The organism is Bradyrhizobium sp. USDA 3262, assembly GCF_054060035.1.
Genome location: NZ_JBSSCT010000001.1, coordinates 6215811 through 6233706 on the forward strand (window position 1 = coordinate 6215811; position 17896 = coordinate 6233706).

The following is a 17896-nucleotide window of genomic DNA, read 5'->3' on the forward strand; positions in this document are numbered from 1 at the left end:
AACGGACGTTTTCGACATATCGGGCGAACGACAGGCGAGCCGCCTGCGCCGGGCCGCCAATGCTTGAGGATGCCAGATGCCCTACGCGCTGTTCGATCGCGACAAACAAATCGACAAGGCTTTTCCGACGGAGAAGCAGGCGTGGGAACATGCACTGGTCTCCGGGCTGGTCTTCGATGTTCCGGTCGCGGATGAGGCTCCGGGCCAGGTGCTGCCAGCCGGCTATCACATGAAGCAAATTCCCGGCGACAGCGAAGTCTGCGAGCCGGCGCCCGAATGGAAATTGCCGAACGAAATTTCGTGATCGGCACACCGATTGCGATCGCGACGTTGCGCGATAAGTAACGCCGAACCAGACCAACAATTCAGGATGAGCGCATGGCCGAAACCGGCAAGATTTTTCACGTTCGCTGCGTCGACAACACGTTGCAGCGGGACACGCTCTCGCTCGGGCGCGTCTACGAGGTGACAAGGGATATCGAACGTGACGGCTATTACGAGCTCAGCGGATTGGGCCGCTTCAGCCGGTCCAGATTCGAGGTCGTCGAGCCGAACGACGACACGGCCGAAGTCCGGCGGACGTCTCGATCAAAATAGACAGGAGAGCGCGATGCCCAGAGGCGACAAGTCGAGCTACACCGACAAGCAGAAGCGGCAGGCCGAGCACATCGAGGAAGGCTACGAGCAGCGCGGCATTTCGAGCAGCGAAGCCGAGCGGCGCGCATGGGCGACCGTCAACAAGGAGACCCACGGCGGCAAGAAGAGCGGCTCCGGCCGCGGCACGCGCGAGGATCACTCGCCGTCGCGCAAGGGCGGCAAGCTCGGCGGCAAGGCGGCCGCGAGCCGCCCCGCGGCGGAGCGGTCGCGCTCGGCCAAGAAGGCCGCGCGGACCCGCAAGCGCCGGGCAGCCTGATCCGCACTGGCATCATTTCGCCGGCAGGAAGACAATACCGGAAGGCAATACCGGGCGCTTTGAGGCGGCGCCTCGCAAATGCGTGATCGGGCGCCACCATTGGTTGCCTTCATTTGGGCACCTATCGGGAACAGGCTGTCGGGCCAGGAAGCAAGGCGGCCACCGCACGGGGTGCCTGCAATTGACGTATCGGTCCCATAGCAGCTGGCAGGACGTGGATCTGCGCAATCTCGTCCGCGTCATATCGGCCTGCACCCTCGGGCTTTGGGCATTTGCGGCCGGCCTCCTGATCGGGACCTTCCTGCTTTGATGGATCGGCGCGGCACGCGCCGCCTGCCTATCCGCCGCTCAGGTGATGCGCGGCGACGAACAGGACGAGCGCGCTAAGCACCAATGCCGATGTGGCGCCGGCAACGCTACGCGCGAGTTCAGCCTTCGAAAGATTGGATCTGGTTGCCATCGCAGCCTCCCGTTCGCGCGAGCTGAGCCGCAGCCGCTTCGGCGGCCAGGCTCGCTCATGGAGACATTCGCATCACCAGGATGAACGCATCATGAGCGAAACGAACCGCCGGTGCCTCCGTTCCAAAATCTGACCCAGTGGATCACTTTCGGAACCCGGGCGTTGACCGCATGCGGCAAGCGGACCGGGCCGCGCCGGAATTGGAAATCGGAGATGCCATGGTGATCCGCTGGGGGCGGCTTCAACCGGCAATTTGGGCGACCGTCATCCTGCTCGTGAGTATCACGGCAGCCGACGCCGAGGGCGACAAGGCGAGCAGGCCATCCGAGTTCATTCTGCTCGCCCAGATCGCGCTCCTGATCGCGGTCGGGCGCGGCCTCGGCGAATTGATGCAGCGGATCGGCCAGCCCTCCGTGATCGGCGAACTGCTCGGCGGCCTGCTGCTCGGACCATCGCTGTTCGGCTGGCTGTGGCCGTCGGCGCATAGCGTGATCTTTCCACCATCCGGCGAGCAGAAGGCGCTGATCGACGGCATTGCGCAGTTCGGCATCCTGCTCCTGTTGCTGCTGACGGGCATGGACACCGACCTCAAGCTGGTGCGCAAGGTCGGCCGCGCCGCGACCACGATCTCGGTGGCGGGCATCGCGGTGCCGTTTGTCTGCGGCTTCGTGCTCGGCGAATTCCTCCCCGACGGCCTGCTGCCGCATCCAGAAGCGCGGCTGATCGCATCGCTGTTTCTCGGCACGGCGCTGTCGATCTCCTCGGTGAAGATCGTGGCCGTCGTGGTGCGCGAAATGAACTTCATGCGCCGCAATGTCGGCCAGATCATCGTCGCCAGCGCGATCATCGACGACACCCTCGGCTGGATCATCATCGCCGTCATCTTCAGCCTCGCCTCGCGCGGCAGCCTCGACCTGCTCTCGGTCGCGCAGGCGCTGTTCGGCACACTGGCCTTCCTCGCGGTCAGCTTCACGATCGGCCGGCGGCTGGTGTTCCGGCTGATCCGCTGGGCCAACGACCATCTGGTCTCTTCGGCGGCGGTGATCACCGTGATCCTGATGTTGATGTGCGGGATGGCGATGATCACGCACCTGATCGGCGTGCACACCGTGCTCGGCGCCTTCATCGCCGGCGTGCTGGTCGGGGAATCCCCGATCCTGACCCGGCGGATCGACGAGCGGCTGCGCGGGCTGATCTCGAGCCTGTTCATGCCGGTGTTCTTCGGGCTCGCCGGCCTCAGCGCTGACCTCACGGTGCTGAAAGATCCGTCGGTGCTGGGGCTGACCGCGGCGCTGGTCCTGATCGCGAGCATCGGCAAGTTCGGCGGCGCCTTTGTCGGCGGCGCGCTGGGCGGGCTGACTCGGCCGGAATCCTATGCGCTGGCGAGCGGCATGAATGCACGCGGCTCGACCGAGGTGATCATCGCCACCATCGGCCTGTCGATGGGGATGTTGAGCCAGACCATGTACTCGATGATCGTGGCCATGGCGATCCTGACCACGATGGCGATGCCGCCGATGCTGCGCAGCGCGCTGGCGCGGCTGCCGCTCGGCAAGGACGAAAAGGAGCGGCTGGAGCGCGAGGAATATGAGCAGCGCGGCTTCGTCGCCAATCTCGAGCGGCTGCTGCTCGCGGTCGATGAAAGCAGCAATGCGACATTCGCCGCGCATCTCGCCGGCCAGCTCGCCGGCGGGCGCGGTCTGCCGATCACGGTGCTGCATGTCGGCGCCAACGCCAAGCTGCAGGAGCAGAACCGCGCCGATGCAGAGAGCCCCGAGGCGGCGGTCATCAACGCCGCCAAGGCGAGCGCCGAAGCCGATGCGGGCGGCGGCGGCGGCAATGTCGACGTCATCAGCCGCGCCCGCGAGGAGACGGCGGCGGAGGCGATCGCCGAGGAAGCCAGAAAGGGCTTCGACCTGCTGGTGGTCGGCATGGACGCGGTTGCCGGCCCCGATGGCGGCTTCGACAGGCGGCTCGACGACCTCACCTCCGGCTTCGACGGCCCGCTGGCGATCGCGGCCGCCAAGGGCGTGCACGAGAAGGAGCCGACGGCGAATGCGCGGAAGATCCTGGTGCCGGTTTCGGGCAGCAACGTCTCGCGGCGCGGCGCCGAGGTCGCGATCGCGCTGGCGCGCCTCTCCAGCGAGCCGCTGCAGGTGGTTTACGTCTCGACCACGCGCGACAAGGGCGCCCGCCGTACCAGCCCCAGCATGTCGCTGGCGCATGAGGAAGCGATCCTGAAGGACATCGCGGCGACCGCGGCGCGCTATGACATCAACGTGACGACGCGGCTACGCACCAATACTGCACCTGAGGTCGCGATCCTGCAGGAGATCGCGTCAAGCCGGGCCGACCTTGTCGTGATCGGCGTCGACCGCATCCAGGGCGACAGCCTGAATTTCGGCAGCATCGCCGCGGCCGTGCTCGGCAAGTCGAAGGCGTCCGTCCTGCTGGTGTCGGACGGCGACGTCAGGCCCAAGACCTGGGACCCCAAGACTTGAAACAAACATCTGAGCAAGGAAGTTCGGGGCGCGCGAGAGCGTCCGCGTCTACCACTCTTCCGGACAGGGATCGACGATCTTCCAGAGATCGACCCCGTTCTTGATCTTCTTCATCTCGGTGGTGAGCCCGCCATTGCGGCGGATCCACTCCTTCACCGTATCGGGGTAGTAGGACATCAGGTCGGAGGTGCCCTCGAGGCTGGTGACCTTGATGCCGAAGGTGAAGGCCTTGTCGTAATAGGCCTGGTGGAAGCCGATGCTGGCCCGCGGCGTGACGCAGATCTTGTTCAGCGGCACGATGCCGAACACCAGCGTGCAGGCCGAGTTGCAGATGCCGTCGATCACGACGCGCTCGCGGCGCTCGCGGATCTGCTTGTACTTGGCCTTGTACTCCTCGACATAGCCGCCATGGTCGCGCGTGATGTGCAGCACCGCCCGCGCGGGCGTCGCGGCCAGAACCGAGAGCAGCAAGGCGACAAGGGGCGTGATGCGCATGGATCGTTCGAAACCGCGGGAAAGGCCGGGCCCGGGCGGACCTGACCGCAAGACTCTGGCCGGACTGTGTTGGCAATCCGTTAAGCATCCGCAAAAAGGCAAAATTTGGCGCGCTGTGGCTGATTTCCCGCAGCTTTTGGCCCCGATTCCGGGTTAAATGGGCGTTGGGGCGGCCCAGAATGCCGATTCCCGTAAATGCCCGGAGGCCGTCCATGACCAAGACCAAGCTTTTCGCCGCCCTCGCTCTGGCCGTGATGGCCCTGACCCCGGCGGTCGCGGCCGACCTCACGGCCCATCCGCGCCACCACCGGCATCACCACCACGCGCATTCGGGCCTGCCCTACCACATCAGCTATCTGCACAATTACGGCCCCGGCCCGACTGCCGGCAGCTTCGCCTATTACGACGGCCCCGCGCGCAACAAGTGCTATCAGAGCGCGGCCGCCTATATCGGCCAGGACCACCGCCGGCATCCCTGCTTCTGACGGCTTCAAGGAGAGGGCCGGCGGAACGCGCCGGCACTGCCGGATGCCGCGCTCCGTGGCTGCTGGCCCTCCCCGCCCAAGTCTGATAATCGACCCGCAACGCGCTCGTAGCTCAGCTGGATAGAGCATCGGATTTCGATTCCGAGGGTCGGGAGTTCGAATCTCTCCGAGCGCGCCAACGATTTTACCGATAGATCAATAATTTAAGCCGCGCTCATTTCGTTCTGAATGATCGTTTTCGTGTTGCGAGCCAGCTCAACTCGCTCTGAACAAAATCAACGCGTTACCAACCACTGCAAATCGTTCCGCGCAACACGGGCGCAACACGGCGGTTCATCCTCCGTTCGCGTTTTGCCTAGGCGCCGGGCGCAACTGAACCGACCTCGTTCTGGCTAGGACCGAAACGCAAATAACGATTCCGAAATCTTTAATAAATTCGGACCAGCCTCCCTCCGCGACAGGGAGGTGTCTCATGCGTAATCATGACTTCGTGTCCGGCGGGCTCCTCGCACTAATCGCAACCTGCCTTGTGCTGCTGTGCTCGGGCCTGCTCGTCATCGCATTTAGCTAAACCCGGACGGCTCGCCAATGCGGCCCTGCCCGCCAACCTCTCTCCCTTATTCCCGAAATCGTGGCCGCCGGGACAAACCATCACTGACCCGGCGGGCGCATTTTCGGGGGTTTGCCTAATGGCGTCGCCAACACCGCCTACAGACAAAAAGTATCTGTGCCCGATTTGCGGTGAGTCTCGCGGATCCTTTCTGCAGCGACGGCTCCCTTCGCGTCTCGTGCGATATCCGATCTAACCTGCCCTAATGGGCACAGGCTCAGAACCACGCCGGATGGCAAGGTCGTAACTGCCTCAACATCTCGGCGTGAACGATACATCATTCGCGACACCTAGAAGCGAGCGTGAAACAAAGCGCGCCCACCATCCCGTGCGTGAAAGTTTCCGGGGTAAAGCAATGCAGGAAGAGACAGGCATTCGACTCCAGGACATCGACCAGGTTTTGCGGCATGCCCATCTGCGCCGATCCGCCGATTTGGCCCACTGGACACGACAGTATATCCACGATCGTAGGCTTGCCCGCCAGCAGCGAAATTCTGAGAAGCCGAGAGTGACGTCGACGCCAACCGGCATGACCCATGCAGTCTAAGTGACACTGGGGATTTCAGCGTCCCAGTTCAGGAAGAAAACGCCGCCGGGCGTGTATTTGTGAGGGCGGCGGATTCTGATTAATGGAACAGCAAGGTCGCTTGCCTAAGAAGCAGTCTACTCGCTGTAGGACGCTCGAAAATGACCGAGTACGTCATCAGGGAAGTTGGCCTTCGCCAGTGGCTCGTGTTTGCCGATCGGCGAAGCATCGCTTTTTGCGCCGACGAAGATGAGGCGGTGAAAGCCATGGCCGAACATAGCGCGCGCCGCGGCCGACCACCCGAAAAAATGGAAATTGCGCCAAGGGAAAACCCGCCGGTCTAAACCGGCGGGCTCCGAGCGATCAGTGTTGCGTGCGGTCCGGCGGCGGGTTGTCCGGGCTGTAGCCCATGCGCTCGACCACACGGAAGCACCGGGTTAGGGCCACGTCGCAGATTTCGGCCAGCGCGAGAAGATGATCCCTCGTAGTGGTCAGACCTTCCAACATCTCAGGTCCGTAGCCCTCGGCCACCATCGCCCCGAATCTCCCTTGAAGACCGATGTGATCTTGGCTCAGCAGAATTTTCGATGCAGGTTCGCTGCCTCCGCAGCTGCCACCGCTTGGTACGAAGCTTCGCACAGTATACGACCTATCCATTCGTCCGGGCGACGCCACGCGGGCCGAGTTAAATCGCGCAACTGAGCAAAACGCTTGGAGTTACAAGACCAACACGGAAGATCTGGCCAGGCGAGTCGGTGGCACCGCACACCGCGATCCTCCCGGGCGCGGTGATAGCGGAAGGTTCTGGATCACAATCCCATAGCTACCTGCAACGCCAGCGCAACACGGTGCAGCTAAGCCATTGACCTAACTGATAGTAAATCGGATTTCGATTCCGAGGGTCGGGAGTTCGAATCTCTCCGAGCGCGCCATCCTTTGGAGGCCCCCGCGCCAGCGTGGGACGGCAGCCACGAAACCATTTTCATCAGCGGACGAAACCGGGCGGAAACAATTGACCGCTACCACTTCTCGCAAACAAAAATGGGGAAGTGTCATGATGGAAGCGACCATTGTCGCGCTGCTGCTCCTCAGCGCCGCTGTGTTTTTTGCCCACGCCTACGACGCCCTGCATACGCATTGACGGGATCGGCATCGTTCAGTCGGCGTACCGTCCACCAGGATCTGTGGGCTCGCGCGAGCCATCAACCGCGCCCTAATCTTGCCCGCCCGCATTCTCTCCAAACCACCGCCGGCACGCCCGGCTGAAGCTGGTCGCATCGGTATAGCCGAGCGCGGCCGCCATCTCGTCGCGCGATTGGGTGCCTGCCGCGAGCATGATCCGTGCCCGCTCGCGCAGCACGCCGTCGAGCAGCGGGCGGAAGGCGCTGCCGGTCTCGGCGAGCCGCCGCACCAGCGTTCGCCGCGAGGTGCCGACGAGGCGCGCGGCCTCCTCCTCGGCGAGGCGCTGCGGCAGGCGCGCGGCGATCAGGCGCTCGACGATCCCCGCCAGCGCCACGGTGTCGGGCTGCGGATTTTCGATCGCCTCGAGCGCTTCGATGGCCTTGGCGTGCAATTGCGGATCGGCAAACGGCGACGGCCGCGCGCCAAGCGCTTTCGGCACCTCGAAGATGAAGGCGACAGCGTTGAACTTCACCGCGCAGGAATAATGCTGCAACAACCGCTCCGCGCCTGCAGGCGGCGGCCAGGGAAATTGCAGCGTCGCCTGCCCGATCGAATCCTCGAGCAGCTGGACGTACACGGCGTGCACGTTGAGGCTGACCGCCAGCGCCACGGCGTGCCACAGCGCTTCGTCCATCGCGACCGCGGGAGAGATTTCAATCTGGATCGCGCGCGCGGTCTTGCGCAGCCGGTTGCGGACGAAGGGCGCGCGGGTCGACCCGAAGCGCGCGCCGGTCGCCAACGCATCCGCGATGGTCGGCGCCGTCCTGGTCGCGACGTCGAGCGCGCCTTGCAGCGATGTCGACCAGACCGCCGCGGCCGACAACGGCCACAGCTCGCCATGCCGGCGGGTGATGTTGGCCGCCAGCACCACCAGCGAGGATACCGGCATGTGAGCGCCGGGCTGGTCGAGCGCCTCGAGCCGAATTCCGGTGCCCTTCAGCAGCTCGTCGCGCTCGCTTCGCGTCTGGCCAAATGCCCGCACCAAGGCCCGCGCATAGACCGCGGAGACCGGCGTGCGAAGGGCGTCGGATTCCGATCCGTGCATGGCGTCGGCGACCTCCCCTCGCGAACGTCCGGCCGAACAGGCTTGGCGCAAAATGCCACAAAATTGGCCTGTTGTGAACTGGCGGCGCAGGCCCGCCTCGCGGCATGCTTGGCCCAACAACGGCGAACGCCGCCTCGCAAGAGACGCTGGAGGGAATGCGATGATCTTCACGGGCACCAATGCTGCTGGCGAAACCATCACCTACCGGGACGGCAAGCGCTATCTCTGGATGCTCTCGTTCATTCCGCCGCTGATCCCGCTCCTGTCTTACTGGCTGTTCCTGCAGACGCACAATCCGCTGGTGACGCTGATCCCCTTCGTCTTCATCTTCATCCTGATCCCGCTGCTCGATGCCGTGATCGGCGAAGACACCCACAATCCGCCGGCGGAAGTGGTCGCCGCGATGGAGGCCGATCCCTACTACCTGCGGCTCGCGCGCATCACCGTGGTATTTCCCTGGATCAACTACGTCGCGCTGATCGCCTTCTTCGGCACCCAGGATCTGCCGTGGTGGTCTTATGTCGCCTTGCTGCTCGGCGTCGGCACCATCAATGGCGGCGCGCTGCTGATCGGGCACGAGCTCGGCCACAAGGCTGACAGGCTCAACATCCTGTTCGGCATGCTCGCCAACTGCGCGGTCGGCTACGCGCATTTCCGCGTCGAGCACAATCGCGGCCATCACACCTGGGTCGCAACCCCCGAGGACCCCGCCAGCGCGCGCTTCGGTGAATCGATCTATGCGTTCGCAACGCGCGAACTGCCGGGTGCGTTCAAGCGCGGCTGGCGCAACGAGGCCGAACGGCTGACCCGCCGCGGCGAGCCGGTCTGGTCGGTCAACAACGAGATCCTGCAGGGCTTCGCGCTGACGCTCGTCGTCGCGGCGATCCTGATCGCGCTGTTCGGCTGGAAGGTCGCGCCGTTCATCGTCGCGCACCATTTCCTCGGCTGGTACGCGCTGACCCAGGCCAATTATGTCGAGCATTACGGGCTGCTGCGCGAGAAGCTGCCGAACGGCCGCTACCAGGCCGTCGAGCCGCGCCACTCATGGAATACCAACCACATCGTCTCGAACCTGATGACGTTCCACCTGCAACGTCACTCCGACCACCACGCCAACCCGATGCGCCCGTATCAGTCGCTGCGCGACTTCGACGACATCCCGCGGCTGCCGAACGGTTACACCGGCATGTTCGGGCTGGCGGCGATCCCGCCGCTCTGGTTCCACGTGATGGATCCGAAGACCCTGGCCTGGGCCGGCGGCGACAAGAGCAAGTTGAACCTCGGCGATCGGCCCGCGAGTTCATGATCGCGGCGATCGCCTGCCGTCGCCATGCGATCGTTGGTCGTTGTCACTTGCCGTGATGCCGGAGCGCGTCGACAATGACCTTGAACGCCGGTGAGTTTTGACGGCCACTCGGGTAGTAGAGGTAGTACCCGGAGAACTTCGGCGACCAATCGTCGAGCACCAGTTGAAGAAGGCCCGATGCAACGGCGTCAGTCACTGTCTCCTCCGGCACGTAGGCGATGCCGTAGCCCGCTATTGCGGCCTTGACCATCGGCTGGGTGAACATGCTGTTGCCGTGCCGCCTTATCCGGGTCAGCGCCGTTTCATGGCGCCGATGCCGAGGAATGAGCCATTGATCGACGGATACTGGCTGGTGAATTCGAACGTATCGAAGCTGGGCGCCTCGAACTGCTTCAGCGCCTTCCAGAGCAGCGTGGTATCGGGACAGGCCTGGGAATGGATGTCATGATGCACGATGATGCGGGCGTGGGAACGCACCAGCAGATGATCCTGTAGCGCGCCGCGCAGGCTGTGATCGCCGTCGATAAAGACGAAGTCCGGCTTCAGCCGGTCGACATGCGCACCGACCAGCGGCGAGGTTGAAAAATCCTGCAAGTAGATCGGCTCGATAGCGGCCTGCTGCTGCAGCAGATCGAAATAGGCCGAGATAAAGGGCGTCGGCGCGATCGGATCGAGTGCAATCACGGTCTTGAGGTCGGCGCCGCTGTTCCTCAGCCACTCCGTCACCAGGATGAACGTGCCGCCCCAGCGGCAGCCGATTTCCATGTACGAGGAGACGCCGGACGCATTGCGCGCAAGCCATGCGAGGTACGGTGCGAGCTGGTTCGGATATTGCCAAAGGTGGAGGCCCTTGCCGAAGCTCTGCGCCAACTCCGGCGGCTGCTCGTGAAGCAGTTCGTCATTGAGCCCCAGCGCCGGGATGAATTCGCGTTCGAGGAAATTCACGTCGGTACGCTGGGCCGAGGTCAATGCGCCGATGGTACCGATCGCCTCGCGGACGAAAGGCGCAAGATCGGCGAAACGCTGGTATCGGTCGGCTTGGGCTTGCTGGGCGTTGAGCATCGGGGCAATCAGATCGGAGGGCGGACGGGAGACCGCTGGTCGTCGCGCCTCCAGTCATTGAACGGACCAGGCAGCCGTCTCGGGCGCAAAATCTGCGTTCGGTGTCGAATAGCCGCCCGTTCGCACGGCGCCGGGCCAGTGCTTCGAACGCGCAAGCTGCTCCGCTCTCACCCGCTCGGAATCTTCCGCCGCACAGCCTCCACGCCGGCATCGGTCACGTTGTATCTGCGCCCCATCTCGGGGACGATCCAGCCCTTCTCGATCATTCCGGCAATGGTGCTCGGCCCGACGCCCGCGGGAAACGGACGGCGGTTGCGGATCGCGTCGATCGCGACCCGCTCGAGATGGGTGGCGACATGCGACGGGCGCGCGCGAAACGCCTTTGCCATGATCAGAACCGACAGGACCTCGGCGCGCCGGCGCACGGCCGAAGCGCTGCGGGTCAGTTCGTTGCTGATCTCGAGAGCGTTCTTGCCGGCCCTGGCGAGTTCCCTGAGCTTCTCGTCCTCGTCAGGGCTCCAGCGCCGCACGATCCCCATCTGCCCCTCACCGCCTGGATACCCATCTCAAACCGATGCATACGCAGGCGGCTCTGATTTGCCATGTGACTTTCGGCACCTCTTGATGCGACGTCGGGGCTGTCGCCATCAGGACGGCCGATCGCGGGTGCCGCGCGATGCAGCACAAAGAGCATGATCCGATTGAATCGGATCATGCTCTCAATCCCCTTGCTTGGTGGCGTTTTGCTTGCGCGAACCGGTATCCACTTCGCGCTGGAACGCTTCAGTGCTTGCTGGGTTCAAGCGCGATGAGCACGCCGGTCGGCTCGGGCTCGTGCGGCCGAAGCGACGTCAGCTCCGGATCGCTCCACTCGGCGAGACTGACGACCTCGCCCGTCTGCCCCGGCATGTCGGAGGTCTGGGCCGGTTCGAGCACCTTGAGCCCGCTGGTGTCGACGAAGAATGTGTGCTCACCGAACACGCTGTTCAGTTGCGCCACGGCCGGGTGATCGTCCGGAAGCACCTGGGCATTCAGTTGCGTCATGGTCTGCTTGACTTGCGTGGAATTGAGTTTCATCCGCTGCTCCTTCTCGTTGGTTCCGGCCGCGATGGTTTCCTTGACAGGTTGACAAGTTTCCTTGGCTGGTTCCTCCCCGCCCGCACCCCACATCGGGGGCTTCTAGGTCTCGAACCAATCAGGCAACGAAACGTTCCGCACGCGCGACGGATTGACCGCCTGCGCACTGGTTCCCCGCGTGTCAGATGTGAAGTGCGACTCTGAAGTCACGCCCATCGCTACGAGACGGGAGGCTTCTTCCTTGCGAGTCCTTCTAGATGCACGCGGCGTGCGGCGGATTTGCGCGCGCGCTCTCTGGTGCGGCAGGCCCGGCAGCGCACCGCCCCGGTAAATACATCGCCCTTGGCGGTCTCGTACCACCATTTCTGCTGCAACGGCGTCCAGACCTCGGCAACGCCGCAGTCCTTGCAGACGAAGGGCTCCGGTCGATAGGTTCCGCGCAGCACGAAATCGGGAGTCGAATAGCTGTTCGATGGCGCGAGCCGCTTCGTATCCACGGCAACCTCGTCGCGCGCCAGGGCAATTTTGTAGTCGCGAAGCCGTTGCCGTTCAGCGGCGCGTTGCGTCTGTATGCGGCGCCATTCCTCCGCCTTGCGCCGCCTGGCTTCGATCTCTCCGTGCGTCTGCTTGCTGCGTTTCACGGCGGCACATCCGTCTGGGTCGAATGCCTTCGGCGCATCGACGAAGTAAATACCGGGCAGCATGGCTCGTCGATGACGACGTCATTGATACGCTGCTGTTCTGCCGCCAGCCTGTCATACTTGCCGCAACATTGCGCCACGACAAGATCGCGTGCGGGAAACACCTAGCGGCGTTGGCCGCCGTCCGAGGCGGATGACTTCGGGATCCCCGTCAGCCGAGCTACGCCCGCCCCTGCTCCGCCGGCTGCATGTGGATCAGCGCGTCGAGCACGAGGACAAGAACGGGGCGCTGCTCGTCGTTGACCAGCTCCGTCTTGAAGATCACGACGGCGTCGCGCCGCTCCGGCCTGACGGTGATCTTCTGGATCCGGGATTGGCCGGTGAGCGTGGCACCGGGCCGAACCGGGCTCGGCAGGCGAATCTCGAAGCTCCGCCCGACGATCCCCGCCACCTTGGTCCAGATCGCCTCCACGACGAGCCGCTGATAGATCGCAATGGTGTTGAAGCCGCTTGCGATCAGGCCGCCGAACGGGCCCACTGCCGCGGCGACGGGATCGGTATGGATCGGCACCGGATCATATTTCCCGGCGAACTCCAGGATTTCGGCCTCACCGATCGTGTAGCTGCCAAGCTTGAACGTCTGGCCCTCGGTAAGATCTTCCGCATACAGCATCGCCCGCCTCCATCTGTCGCGCGATGCTAGACCAATGGTGCGGGCTTTCCATTACCCCGGACGTCATGAACTTCGCGCGCGATACGCGAGCGACACCCGCCGCTCGCGTATCGCCGCAGGCACCCCACGCTATTGCAGCCGGGCCGCCCTCGCCTTTGCGGCCTTCACCGTGTTTTCCATCAGGCAGGCGATCGTCATCGGGCCGACGCCGCGCGGCACCGGCGTGATCGCGCCGGCGACCTGCACCGCCTCGTCGAACGAGACGTCGCCGCACACCGCATAGCCGCCGTCCGGCTTCTCGACGCGCGTGGTGCCGACGTCGATGACGATGGCCTGCGGCTTGATCCAGTCGCCGCGCACGAGGCCGGCCCTGCCCACCGCGCTCACCAGGATGTCGGCCTCGCGGCAGATCCTGCTGATGCCGCGGGTGTGGATATGGGTCTGGGTCACGGTCGCGTACTCCTGCAGCAGCAGCGCGGCCATCGGCTTGCCGACGATGTTGGAGCTGCCGATCACCACGGCATGGGCGCCGGTGAGGTCTGGCAGGGTCGATTTGATCAGCCGGAGACAGCCGAGCGGCGTGCACGGCACCAGCGCATCGTCGCCGTGAAACAGCCGGCCGGCGTTCAGGGCGTGCAGGCCGTCGACGTCCTTGGCGGGATCGACCGCCGCCATCACGCGCAATGCGTCGATATGCGCGGGCAACGGCAGCTGCACGAGGATGCCGTCGATATCGTCGCGCGCATTGAGCGCCGCTACTCTGGCAAGCAGATCGGCCTCGCTGGCATCGTCCGGCAGGCGTGCGACCTCGCCGCGCAGGCCGAGCCGTTCGGCCATCCTGACCTTGCTCTGCACATAGATCTGGCTCGCCGGATCACAGCCGACCAGCACGACCGCAAGCCCCGGTGCGCGGGGCAGCCGGTCGAGTTCGCCAGCAATCTTGTCGATGACAATTTGGGCATGTGCATGCCCATCGAGAATGTTCGCCGTCATGGCACCTCCGTTTCGAAGCGGTGCCCAGGCGCGCGGCGTTCAATCTCTGCGCTCCCCGATGGTGGTCCATCCAAGCGCCAGTCGCGCAGATGGCGTCGTCATAGCCGCCCCGCCAGGCAAAGGCAATTCACGCTCTCCCGCGGGTCGAACGGCGACGAATTGCCCTCACTTTTGCCGGTGGATCGGTGCCGGGCGGATCGCCTCTGGGGGTAGGATTCGGGCAAGACTTGCGTTAAGTCTCGGCGCTTGCCGGGCTTTTCCGATCCCCGGCGCCATCCTTCCGGTCATCACGCCATTTCGGACATTTTCGACATGAGACATATCATCCTCGCGCTGGCGCTCTTCTGCCCGGCTGCCGCGCTTGCCCAGGGAACCACGCCGGCCCCCGCCGACGCAGACAAGCCGGCGGCGGCGACCTCGCAGCCGATGGTCGGCGACAAGCCGCTGGTCCAGGTCGGCAAGAAGTCGGCCGCCAAGAAGGGCGAGAAGCCTGCCACGCCCGGCAAGCCGCAATCGGTCGCCCAGAAGCTTCAGGCCTGTCAGGACATCGACGACGCCACCAAGGAACGGCTGATCTGCTACGACGAGATCTTCAAGCCGCAGCCGAAGCCGAAGGCCACCCCGGCCAAGGGCGTCAACGATTGCCGCTTCGTGAAGGAAGAGGACGAGCGGCTGACCTGCTACAACGGCTTCGCGGACAAGATTCCGCGCCTGCCGCGCTAAAGGTAGCGAGCGGCGCTCGGACGCCGTCCCGGATCCGGCCACCCGCCTGATCGCGGACATGAAAAAGCCGCCGCAAGTGTTTGCGGCGGCGGATTGATTGCCGGCTGCGGGCGGTCCTTTCTTACCAGGTGCCGAAGCCGCCGAAGAAGCCCATGCGCTGCTGCTGCGCGACGCGGTAGGGCTGATACATGCCGGGCTGCGCCAGCCGCATCGGCTGCTGGGGATGGGCATGGTAGCGCGCGACCTTGCGCTTCTTCGGCGCCTGAGGCTGGGCCTGCGCCGGCTGCTCGGCCGGCTTTGCCTCGGCCGCGACCTTCTGCGCGTCAGCCTTCTCCGGCGGAATGAACTGGGCGAACGTATTGCGGACACGGGCTTGCGCCGACGCGTCACCCGAAGCCGACGGGACGGCCGCGGCGACCGCGTTGACCTGCGCCGGAACAATGGTCGGCAAATTGGTGTCGTAGACCACCCGCTCGGGCAATTTCTGGGTCGACTTGATGCGCACCATGGTCTTGTCGACGCCCGGCGACGACAGGCCCTGGTTCTGACCGGCGACCACGGCCTCCTGCGGCACGATGGAATTGACGACGAAGAGCAGCGCGAGCAGCACTCCACCAACGAACAGGAAATAACGCGCCACAGGCATTTTGGTAGCTCCCCCCGCGCAGCGGGCGCGGTTCATCTCGGCGCGACGACATCAGTCATCGCGCGGGCGATCTCATCGTCTGCGCATGATCACCCGGACGCGGTCCGCGCTCCCGGGTCGTTCGCTAACGGCTGGTTTATTAGTTAGTTCCTATCCGGCCGTTACGGTTCACCCGGCAAGTCAATTCGCGGTCACTTTTTCGGGATGCCGGGAATTAAAGGCGGCTCGCCGTCACGACCGAACATTTCGCCTTGTTTGCGTTAACATTGACGAACCCGACCAACATCCGCGAATAGGTCTTGCGGCTTTTCATGGCGATCGTGTCGGAGATCAGCCGCTTGCGCTCGGTCAGCGGCCGACCGTCCCGACGGATGAAGGCGCAGGCGATCTCGATATCCTTGACGGCGAAATCATTTGCATTGCGCAGCGTCAGGGTGACGAGCGCCTTCGAACCCAGCCCGCCCCGCCGCCACGATTGCGAGGCGATCCGCAGCTTGTCCAGCGGCGACCTTTCGGCGCCAGGCCCGGACGGCCTGGCCTCCTCTGCCCCCTGTGGGGCGGTGGCCACGCCGACGGTGGTCGGCTCGTCCGCCGGTGCGGCCAGCGCATCCCGCGCGGCCTGATTTGTGATTTGGGCGGGTTGCGCGCCGGTCGAGGCGTTCTGCGCGGTGCGGACGATGCTGGACGACACCGGCCAGACATCCTGGTCTCCGGCGTCGCTCGGCTCGGGGAGCATGAACCAGGCGGCAATCCCACTGAGCGCAATCAGCGGCAGCAGCAGGCTGGCGTAGAAGCCGCCCTCACCGAGACGTCCGGCGGCCAACCTCCGAAACGACGCCAAGCCGATCCGCATCGTCGTGCCCTCACCCTGGCGACCTGATCGGGCCGCCCCCACACAGAGAGGAAGCCGCACCGCGCGGCTTCCGGGGCGGCCGCAGGTCGAGCGGCCACGCGAAGACAATCGCTGACGGCCGCAATGGTTTCATTCCGGGACGACAATCTTGCGGCCCGCAGCACGGAGGGATGGCCTCACGGTCGGGCGCTCGCTAAGTTCGCGCCGCCCGAGAGCGAGTGCCGCGCGCCGAAGCGGCGCGAGAACAACAAGGAGATCGCAATGCCTGTCGTCACCTGGGACCACGTCCACCTGCGCAGTCCCGATCCCGAGGCCACCGCGACCTGGCTGCGCGACATTCTCGGCGGCGAGATCATCCGCGGCCCCGGCCGCATCGACGTCCAGCTCGGCGGCGCCAAGGTGTTCATTGCGGAGGTGACCCAGGGCGACGGCGTCAACGCCGCGCCGGTGACGCCCTATCAGGGGCTCGATCACTTCGGGCTCACGGTGAAGGACATCGACGCGGTCGCGGCCGAGATCAAGGCCAAGGGCGTCGAATTCACCAAGGAGCCGACCACGATCCGTCCCGGCGTGCGGATCTGCTTCATCCGCGGCCCGCAGGGCATCTCGATCGAATTGCTCGAGCGCGACCAGAAATACGTGTGAGCCACGCGTGCGGCGCTAAGTCATGCTGCCTGGCATGAAGCAGCGGATCGTCACGCCCATGTAGCTCGGAATCGGCCAGACCATGGCGCGACCGACCCGGTTGGGCTCGGTGACCACGGCCTCGTCGGGGACATCGATCCAGGCCCCGTCGAGGCGGACACGATAGTGCCCGTCCTTGGATTCCCAGTCGACATCGCTGACCGCTGTGCCGTCGGCATCCGAACAGCACGGCCCTTTGCCGCTGCGCAGGCCGTCGAACCATTCCTTCAGCGGCGAATTGGCGTAGCGGCCGTCGGGATCGCGCGCCTGCGCGATTCGCACGGCCGCGACCAGCACCAGCGTTATCAACCCGAGGAATACGATGACGTGGCCCGCATGACGGGCCGAAGTTCCATTGAGCCTGCGAGGGCGTGCCCAATGGCCACCGGATTCAATCCAGTCAGACATGTGTTTGCTCCAGCACTCACCGGCCAGTGCAACCAGAGCTATGCATTTCGCGGGCCACTTTGATTCGCGCGTACGGTCCGCTGTCATCGCGCCGTCACACTGCCTGGCAGGAACCGAGGGTGTCACCCGAACGCAGGACACCCGGGAATCAACCTGCCGCATTGCACGAGGTTGCTCGCTTTGGCATAAAAAACCAACTGGCTTGCCGTGGGCGCGGCGGCCAGCAATCGGGACGTCATGAAGAACGGACTTTACTCAATTCACGTCACCCTGCTGGACGGTCGCGTCGGTAAGGGCAGCGGCGTCATTCTCTTCCGCGACGGCCAGATTCTGGGCGGCGACGCCTATCTCTACTACACCGGCAGCTACACGGTGAAGGGCGACGCCTTCAAGGGCGAGGTCCTTGTGCAACGCCACACGACACCGCGCGACACCGACAACCCGCTGTTCGGCGGGCCTGCGCCCGTCGGCATCGGCGTTTCCGGCACCTTCACCGACAGCCGCGGCACCATGAGTGGGACCGCACTGGTCGGCAAGGCGAGCCTGATCTTCGGCGCCACGCTGCACAAGCTCGCGGATATCAATTAGCGGTGTGAAACCATCAGACCCGTCA

The 17896-nt window shown here is 64.6% G+C and carries 25 protein-coding genes, 1 tRNA gene and 1 riboswitch; of the genes, 12 read left to right on the top strand and 14 right to left on the bottom strand.

Going from position 1 to position 17896, the window contains the following annotated elements; all coding sequences use genetic code 11:
- Window positions 1–76: 76 nt before the first annotated feature.
- From ACVWYP_RS29240 to ACVWYP_RS29250, 3 genes are all read left to right on the top strand, one after another.
- On the top strand, window positions 77–304 hold the full coding sequence (locus tag ACVWYP_RS29240; RefSeq protein WP_028339229.1) for a hypothetical protein: 228 nt from the start codon (window positions 77–79) through the stop codon (window positions 302–304).
- 74 nt (window positions 305–378) lie between these two features.
- Window positions 379–597 (top strand): hypothetical protein, encoded by a 219-nt coding sequence (locus ACVWYP_RS29245; RefSeq protein ID WP_253589996.1) that lies wholly within the window; start codon window positions 379–381, stop codon window positions 595–597.
- Window positions 598–610: 13 nt separating this feature from the next.
- Window positions 611–913: a hypothetical protein gene (locus tag ACVWYP_RS29250; RefSeq protein WP_028339231.1), complete on the top strand. Its 303-nt coding sequence runs from the start codon at window positions 611–613 to the stop codon at window positions 911–913.
- Window positions 914–1250: 337 nt separating this feature from the next.
- Here the strand turns inward: ACVWYP_RS29250 and ACVWYP_RS29255 are convergent, their stop codons facing one another.
- Window positions 1251–1373 carry a hypothetical protein gene (locus tag ACVWYP_RS29255; protein WP_256438759.1) on the bottom strand — a complete coding sequence of 41 codons (123 nt, stop codon included), beginning with the start codon at window positions 1371–1373 and terminating at the stop codon, window positions 1251–1253.
- 218 nt (window positions 1374–1591) lie between these two features.
- Here ACVWYP_RS29255 and ACVWYP_RS29260 point away from each other — a divergent pair, with 218 nt between their 5' ends.
- On the top strand, window positions 1592–3874 hold the full coding sequence (locus tag ACVWYP_RS29260) for a cation:proton antiporter domain-containing protein (protein ID WP_304495754.1): 2283 nt from the start codon (window positions 1592–1594) through the stop codon (window positions 3872–3874).
- Between the two features lie 48 nt (window positions 3875–3922).
- Here the strand turns inward: ACVWYP_RS29260 and ACVWYP_RS29265 are convergent, their stop codons facing one another.
- On the bottom strand, window positions 3923–4369 hold the full coding sequence (locus ACVWYP_RS29265; protein ID WP_304495755.1) for a hypothetical protein: 447 nt from the start codon (window positions 4367–4369) through the stop codon (window positions 3923–3925).
- Window positions 4370–4581: 212 nt separating this feature from the next.
- Between ACVWYP_RS29265 and ACVWYP_RS29270 the strand changes: the two genes are divergently transcribed.
- The 3 genes from ACVWYP_RS29270 to ACVWYP_RS29280 all read left to right on the top strand — a co-directional run bounded on the left by ACVWYP_RS29270 (window position 4582) and on the right by ACVWYP_RS29280 (window position 6334).
- Window positions 4582–4854, top strand: a complete 273-nt coding sequence (locus tag ACVWYP_RS29270) for a hypothetical protein (protein ID WP_304495756.1) — start codon at window positions 4582–4584, stop codon at window positions 4852–4854.
- A 101-nt stretch (window positions 4855–4955) separates the two neighbouring features.
- Window positions 4956–5032, top strand: a tRNA-Arg gene (locus ACVWYP_RS29275).
- A gap of 1119 nt (window positions 5033–6151) precedes the next feature.
- Window positions 6152–6334 (top strand): hypothetical protein, encoded by a 183-nt coding sequence (locus tag ACVWYP_RS29280; RefSeq protein ID WP_157788026.1) that lies wholly within the window; start codon window positions 6152–6154, stop codon window positions 6332–6334.
- Window positions 6335–6353: 19 nt separating this feature from the next.
- On the opposite strand, the gene ACVWYP_RS29285 is transcribed toward ACVWYP_RS29280, so the two are convergent.
- Complete coding sequence (locus tag ACVWYP_RS29285; RefSeq protein WP_304495757.1) at window positions 6354–6524, bottom strand: hypothetical protein; 171 nt, start codon at window positions 6522–6524, stop codon at window positions 6354–6356.
- A gap of 478 nt (window positions 6525–7002) precedes the next feature.
- Between ACVWYP_RS29285 and ACVWYP_RS29290 the strand changes: the two genes are divergently transcribed.
- On the top strand, window positions 7003–7131 hold the full coding sequence (locus ACVWYP_RS29290) for a hypothetical protein (RefSeq protein WP_304495758.1): 129 nt from the start codon (window positions 7003–7005) through the stop codon (window positions 7129–7131).
- Window positions 7132–7203: 72 nt separating this feature from the next.
- Here ACVWYP_RS29290 and ACVWYP_RS29295 read toward each other — a convergent pair whose 3' ends face one another.
- The gene (locus ACVWYP_RS29295) at window positions 7204–8217 is read right to left on the bottom strand and encodes a helix-turn-helix domain-containing protein (protein WP_304495759.1); all 1014 of its coding nucleotides are present in this window, start codon (window positions 8215–8217) and stop codon (window positions 7204–7206) included.
- A gap of 160 nt (window positions 8218–8377) precedes the next feature.
- Here ACVWYP_RS29295 and ACVWYP_RS29300 point away from each other — a divergent pair, with 160 nt between their 5' ends.
- A complete protein-coding gene (locus ACVWYP_RS29300; RefSeq protein WP_304495760.1) occupies window positions 8378–9523 on the top strand; it encodes an alkane 1-monooxygenase in 1146 nt (381 codons plus the stop codon).
- 43 nt (window positions 9524–9566) lie between these two features.
- Here ACVWYP_RS29300 and ACVWYP_RS29305 read toward each other — a convergent pair whose 3' ends face one another.
- The 7 genes from ACVWYP_RS29305 to ACVWYP_RS29335 all read right to left on the bottom strand — a co-directional run bounded on the left by ACVWYP_RS29305 (window position 9567) and on the right by ACVWYP_RS29335 (window position 13969).
- The gene (locus tag ACVWYP_RS29305; protein ID WP_456684313.1) at window positions 9567–9929 is read right to left on the bottom strand and encodes a LysR substrate-binding domain-containing protein; all 363 of its coding nucleotides are present in this window, start codon (window positions 9927–9929) and stop codon (window positions 9567–9569) included.
- A complete protein-coding gene (locus ACVWYP_RS29310; RefSeq protein WP_304495761.1) occupies window positions 9815–10585 on the bottom strand; it encodes a class I SAM-dependent methyltransferase in 771 nt (256 codons plus the stop codon). Before ACVWYP_RS29310 ends, ACVWYP_RS29305 begins: the two co-directional genes overlap by 115 nt.
- Window positions 10586–10752: 167 nt before the next feature.
- Complete coding sequence (locus ACVWYP_RS29315; protein ID WP_016846479.1) at window positions 10753–11124, bottom strand: SANT/Myb-like DNA-binding domain-containing protein; 372 nt, start codon at window positions 11122–11124, stop codon at window positions 10753–10755.
- 244 nt (window positions 11125–11368) lie between these two features.
- Window positions 11369–11662, bottom strand: a complete 294-nt coding sequence (locus ACVWYP_RS29320) for a hypothetical protein (RefSeq protein WP_016846480.1) — start codon at window positions 11660–11662, stop codon at window positions 11369–11371.
- A gap of 218 nt (window positions 11663–11880) precedes the next feature.
- Window positions 11881–12366: a zinc-ribbon domain containing protein gene (locus ACVWYP_RS29325; protein WP_304495763.1), complete on the bottom strand. Its 486-nt coding sequence runs from the start codon at window positions 12364–12366 to the stop codon at window positions 11881–11883.
- Window positions 12367–12523: 157 nt separating this feature from the next.
- On the bottom strand, window positions 12524–12976 hold the full coding sequence (locus ACVWYP_RS29330; protein ID WP_304495764.1) for a MaoC/PaaZ C-terminal domain-containing protein: 453 nt from the start codon (window positions 12974–12976) through the stop codon (window positions 12524–12526).
- Window positions 12977–13105: 129 nt separating this feature from the next.
- Window positions 13106–13969, bottom strand: coding sequence for a bifunctional 5,10-methylenetetrahydrofolate dehydrogenase/5,10-methenyltetrahydrofolate cyclohydrolase (locus ACVWYP_RS29335; RefSeq protein WP_304495765.1), 864 nt, complete (start codon window positions 13967–13969; stop codon window positions 13106–13108).
- A gap of 15 nt (window positions 13970–13984) precedes the next feature.
- Window positions 13985–14064, bottom strand: a riboswitch (ZMP/ZTP riboswitch).
- 217 nt (window positions 14065–14281) lie between these two features.
- Between ACVWYP_RS29335 and ACVWYP_RS29340 the strand changes: the two genes are divergently transcribed.
- Entirely contained in the window at window positions 14282–14692 is a 411-nt protein-coding gene (locus ACVWYP_RS29340) for a hypothetical protein (protein WP_304495766.1), read from the top strand.
- Window positions 14693–14813: 121 nt separating this feature from the next.
- Here the strand turns inward: ACVWYP_RS29340 and ACVWYP_RS29345 are convergent, their stop codons facing one another.
- Both ACVWYP_RS29345 and ACVWYP_RS29350 read right to left on the bottom strand, forming a co-directional pair.
- A complete protein-coding gene (locus tag ACVWYP_RS29345; protein WP_028339252.1) occupies window positions 14814–15338 on the bottom strand; it encodes a hypothetical protein in 525 nt (174 codons plus the stop codon).
- A gap of 214 nt (window positions 15339–15552) precedes the next feature.
- Window positions 15553–16191 carry a hypothetical protein gene (locus ACVWYP_RS29350; protein WP_304495767.1) on the bottom strand — a complete coding sequence of 213 codons (639 nt, stop codon included), beginning with the start codon at window positions 16189–16191 and terminating at the stop codon, window positions 15553–15555.
- Between the two features lie 261 nt (window positions 16192–16452).
- Here ACVWYP_RS29350 and ACVWYP_RS29355 point away from each other — a divergent pair, with 261 nt between their 5' ends.
- Window positions 16453–16836, top strand: a complete 384-nt coding sequence (locus ACVWYP_RS29355; protein ID WP_026192879.1) for a VOC family protein — start codon at window positions 16453–16455, stop codon at window positions 16834–16836.
- 15 nt (window positions 16837–16851) lie between these two features.
- Here ACVWYP_RS29355 and ACVWYP_RS29360 read toward each other — a convergent pair whose 3' ends face one another.
- Window positions 16852–17283: a hypothetical protein gene (locus ACVWYP_RS29360; protein WP_240537240.1), complete on the bottom strand. Its 432-nt coding sequence runs from the start codon at window positions 17281–17283 to the stop codon at window positions 16852–16854.
- Between the two features lie 237 nt (window positions 17284–17520).
- Here ACVWYP_RS29360 and ACVWYP_RS29365 point away from each other — a divergent pair, with 237 nt between their 5' ends.
- Entirely contained in the window at window positions 17521–17871 is a 351-nt protein-coding gene (locus tag ACVWYP_RS29365; RefSeq protein ID WP_304495768.1) for a GrlR family regulatory protein, read from the top strand.
- Window positions 17872–17896: the final 25 nt, after the last annotated feature.

Excerpts from the sequence above, each read along its gene's own strand:
- ACVWYP_RS29240 (WP_028339229.1), top strand. The coding sequence starts at position 77 with ATGCCCTACGCGCTGTTCGATCGCGACAAACAAATCGACAAGGCTTTT.
- ACVWYP_RS29245 (WP_253589996.1), top strand. The coding sequence starts at position 379 with ATGGCCGAAACCGGCAAGATTTTTCACGTTCGCTGCGTCGACAACACG.
- ACVWYP_RS29250 (WP_028339231.1), top strand. The coding sequence starts at position 611 with ATGCCCAGAGGCGACAAGTCGAGCTACACCGACAAGCAGAAGCGGCAG.
- ACVWYP_RS29255 (WP_256438759.1), bottom strand. The coding sequence starts at position 1,373 with ATGGCAACCAGATCCAATCTTTCGAAGGCTGAACTCGCGCGTAGCGTT.
- ACVWYP_RS29260 (WP_304495754.1), top strand. The coding sequence starts at position 1,592 with ATGGTGATCCGCTGGGGGCGGCTTCAACCGGCAATTTGGGCGACCGTC.
- ACVWYP_RS29265 (WP_304495755.1), bottom strand. The coding sequence starts at position 4,369 with ATGCGCATCACGCCCCTTGTCGCCTTGCTGCTCTCGGTTCTGGCCGCG.
- ACVWYP_RS29270 (WP_304495756.1), top strand. The coding sequence starts at position 4,582 with ATGACCAAGACCAAGCTTTTCGCCGCCCTCGCTCTGGCCGTGATGGCC.
- ACVWYP_RS29280 (WP_157788026.1), top strand. The coding sequence starts at position 6,152 with ATGACCGAGTACGTCATCAGGGAAGTTGGCCTTCGCCAGTGGCTCGTG.
- ACVWYP_RS29285 (WP_304495757.1), bottom strand. The coding sequence starts at position 6,524 with ATGGTGGCCGAGGGCTACGGACCTGAGATGTTGGAAGGTCTGACCACT.
- ACVWYP_RS29295 (WP_304495759.1), bottom strand. The coding sequence starts at position 8,217 with ATGCACGGATCGGAATCCGACGCCCTTCGCACGCCGGTCTCCGCGGTC.
- ACVWYP_RS29300 (WP_304495760.1), top strand. The coding sequence starts at position 8,378 with ATGATCTTCACGGGCACCAATGCTGCTGGCGAAACCATCACCTACCGG.
- ACVWYP_RS29310 (WP_304495761.1), bottom strand. The coding sequence starts at position 10,585 with ATGCTCAACGCCCAGCAAGCCCAAGCCGACCGATACCAGCGTTTCGCC.
- ACVWYP_RS29315 (WP_016846479.1), bottom strand. The coding sequence starts at position 11,124 with ATGGGGATCGTGCGGCGCTGGAGCCCTGACGAGGACGAGAAGCTCAGG.
- ACVWYP_RS29320 (WP_016846480.1), bottom strand. The coding sequence starts at position 11,662 with ATGAAACTCAATTCCACGCAAGTCAAGCAGACCATGACGCAACTGAAT.
- ACVWYP_RS29325 (WP_304495763.1), bottom strand. The coding sequence starts at position 12,366 with ATGCTGCCCGGTATTTACTTCGTCGATGCGCCGAAGGCATTCGACCCA.
- ACVWYP_RS29330 (WP_304495764.1), bottom strand. The coding sequence starts at position 12,976 with ATGCTGTATGCGGAAGATCTTACCGAGGGCCAGACGTTCAAGCTTGGC.
- ACVWYP_RS29335 (WP_304495765.1), bottom strand. The coding sequence starts at position 13,969 with ATGACGGCGAACATTCTCGATGGGCATGCACATGCCCAAATTGTCATC.
- ACVWYP_RS29340 (WP_304495766.1), top strand. The coding sequence starts at position 14,282 with ATGAGACATATCATCCTCGCGCTGGCGCTCTTCTGCCCGGCTGCCGCG.
- ACVWYP_RS29345 (WP_028339252.1), bottom strand. The coding sequence starts at position 15,338 with ATGCCTGTGGCGCGTTATTTCCTGTTCGTTGGTGGAGTGCTGCTCGCG.
- ACVWYP_RS29350 (WP_304495767.1), bottom strand. The coding sequence starts at position 16,191 with ATGCGGATCGGCTTGGCGTCGTTTCGGAGGTTGGCCGCCGGACGTCTC.
- ACVWYP_RS29355 (WP_026192879.1), top strand. The coding sequence starts at position 16,453 with ATGCCTGTCGTCACCTGGGACCACGTCCACCTGCGCAGTCCCGATCCC.
- ACVWYP_RS29360 (WP_240537240.1), bottom strand. The coding sequence starts at position 17,283 with ATGTCTGACTGGATTGAATCCGGTGGCCATTGGGCACGCCCTCGCAGG.
- ACVWYP_RS29365 (WP_304495768.1), top strand. The coding sequence starts at position 17,521 with ATGAAGAACGGACTTTACTCAATTCACGTCACCCTGCTGGACGGTCGC.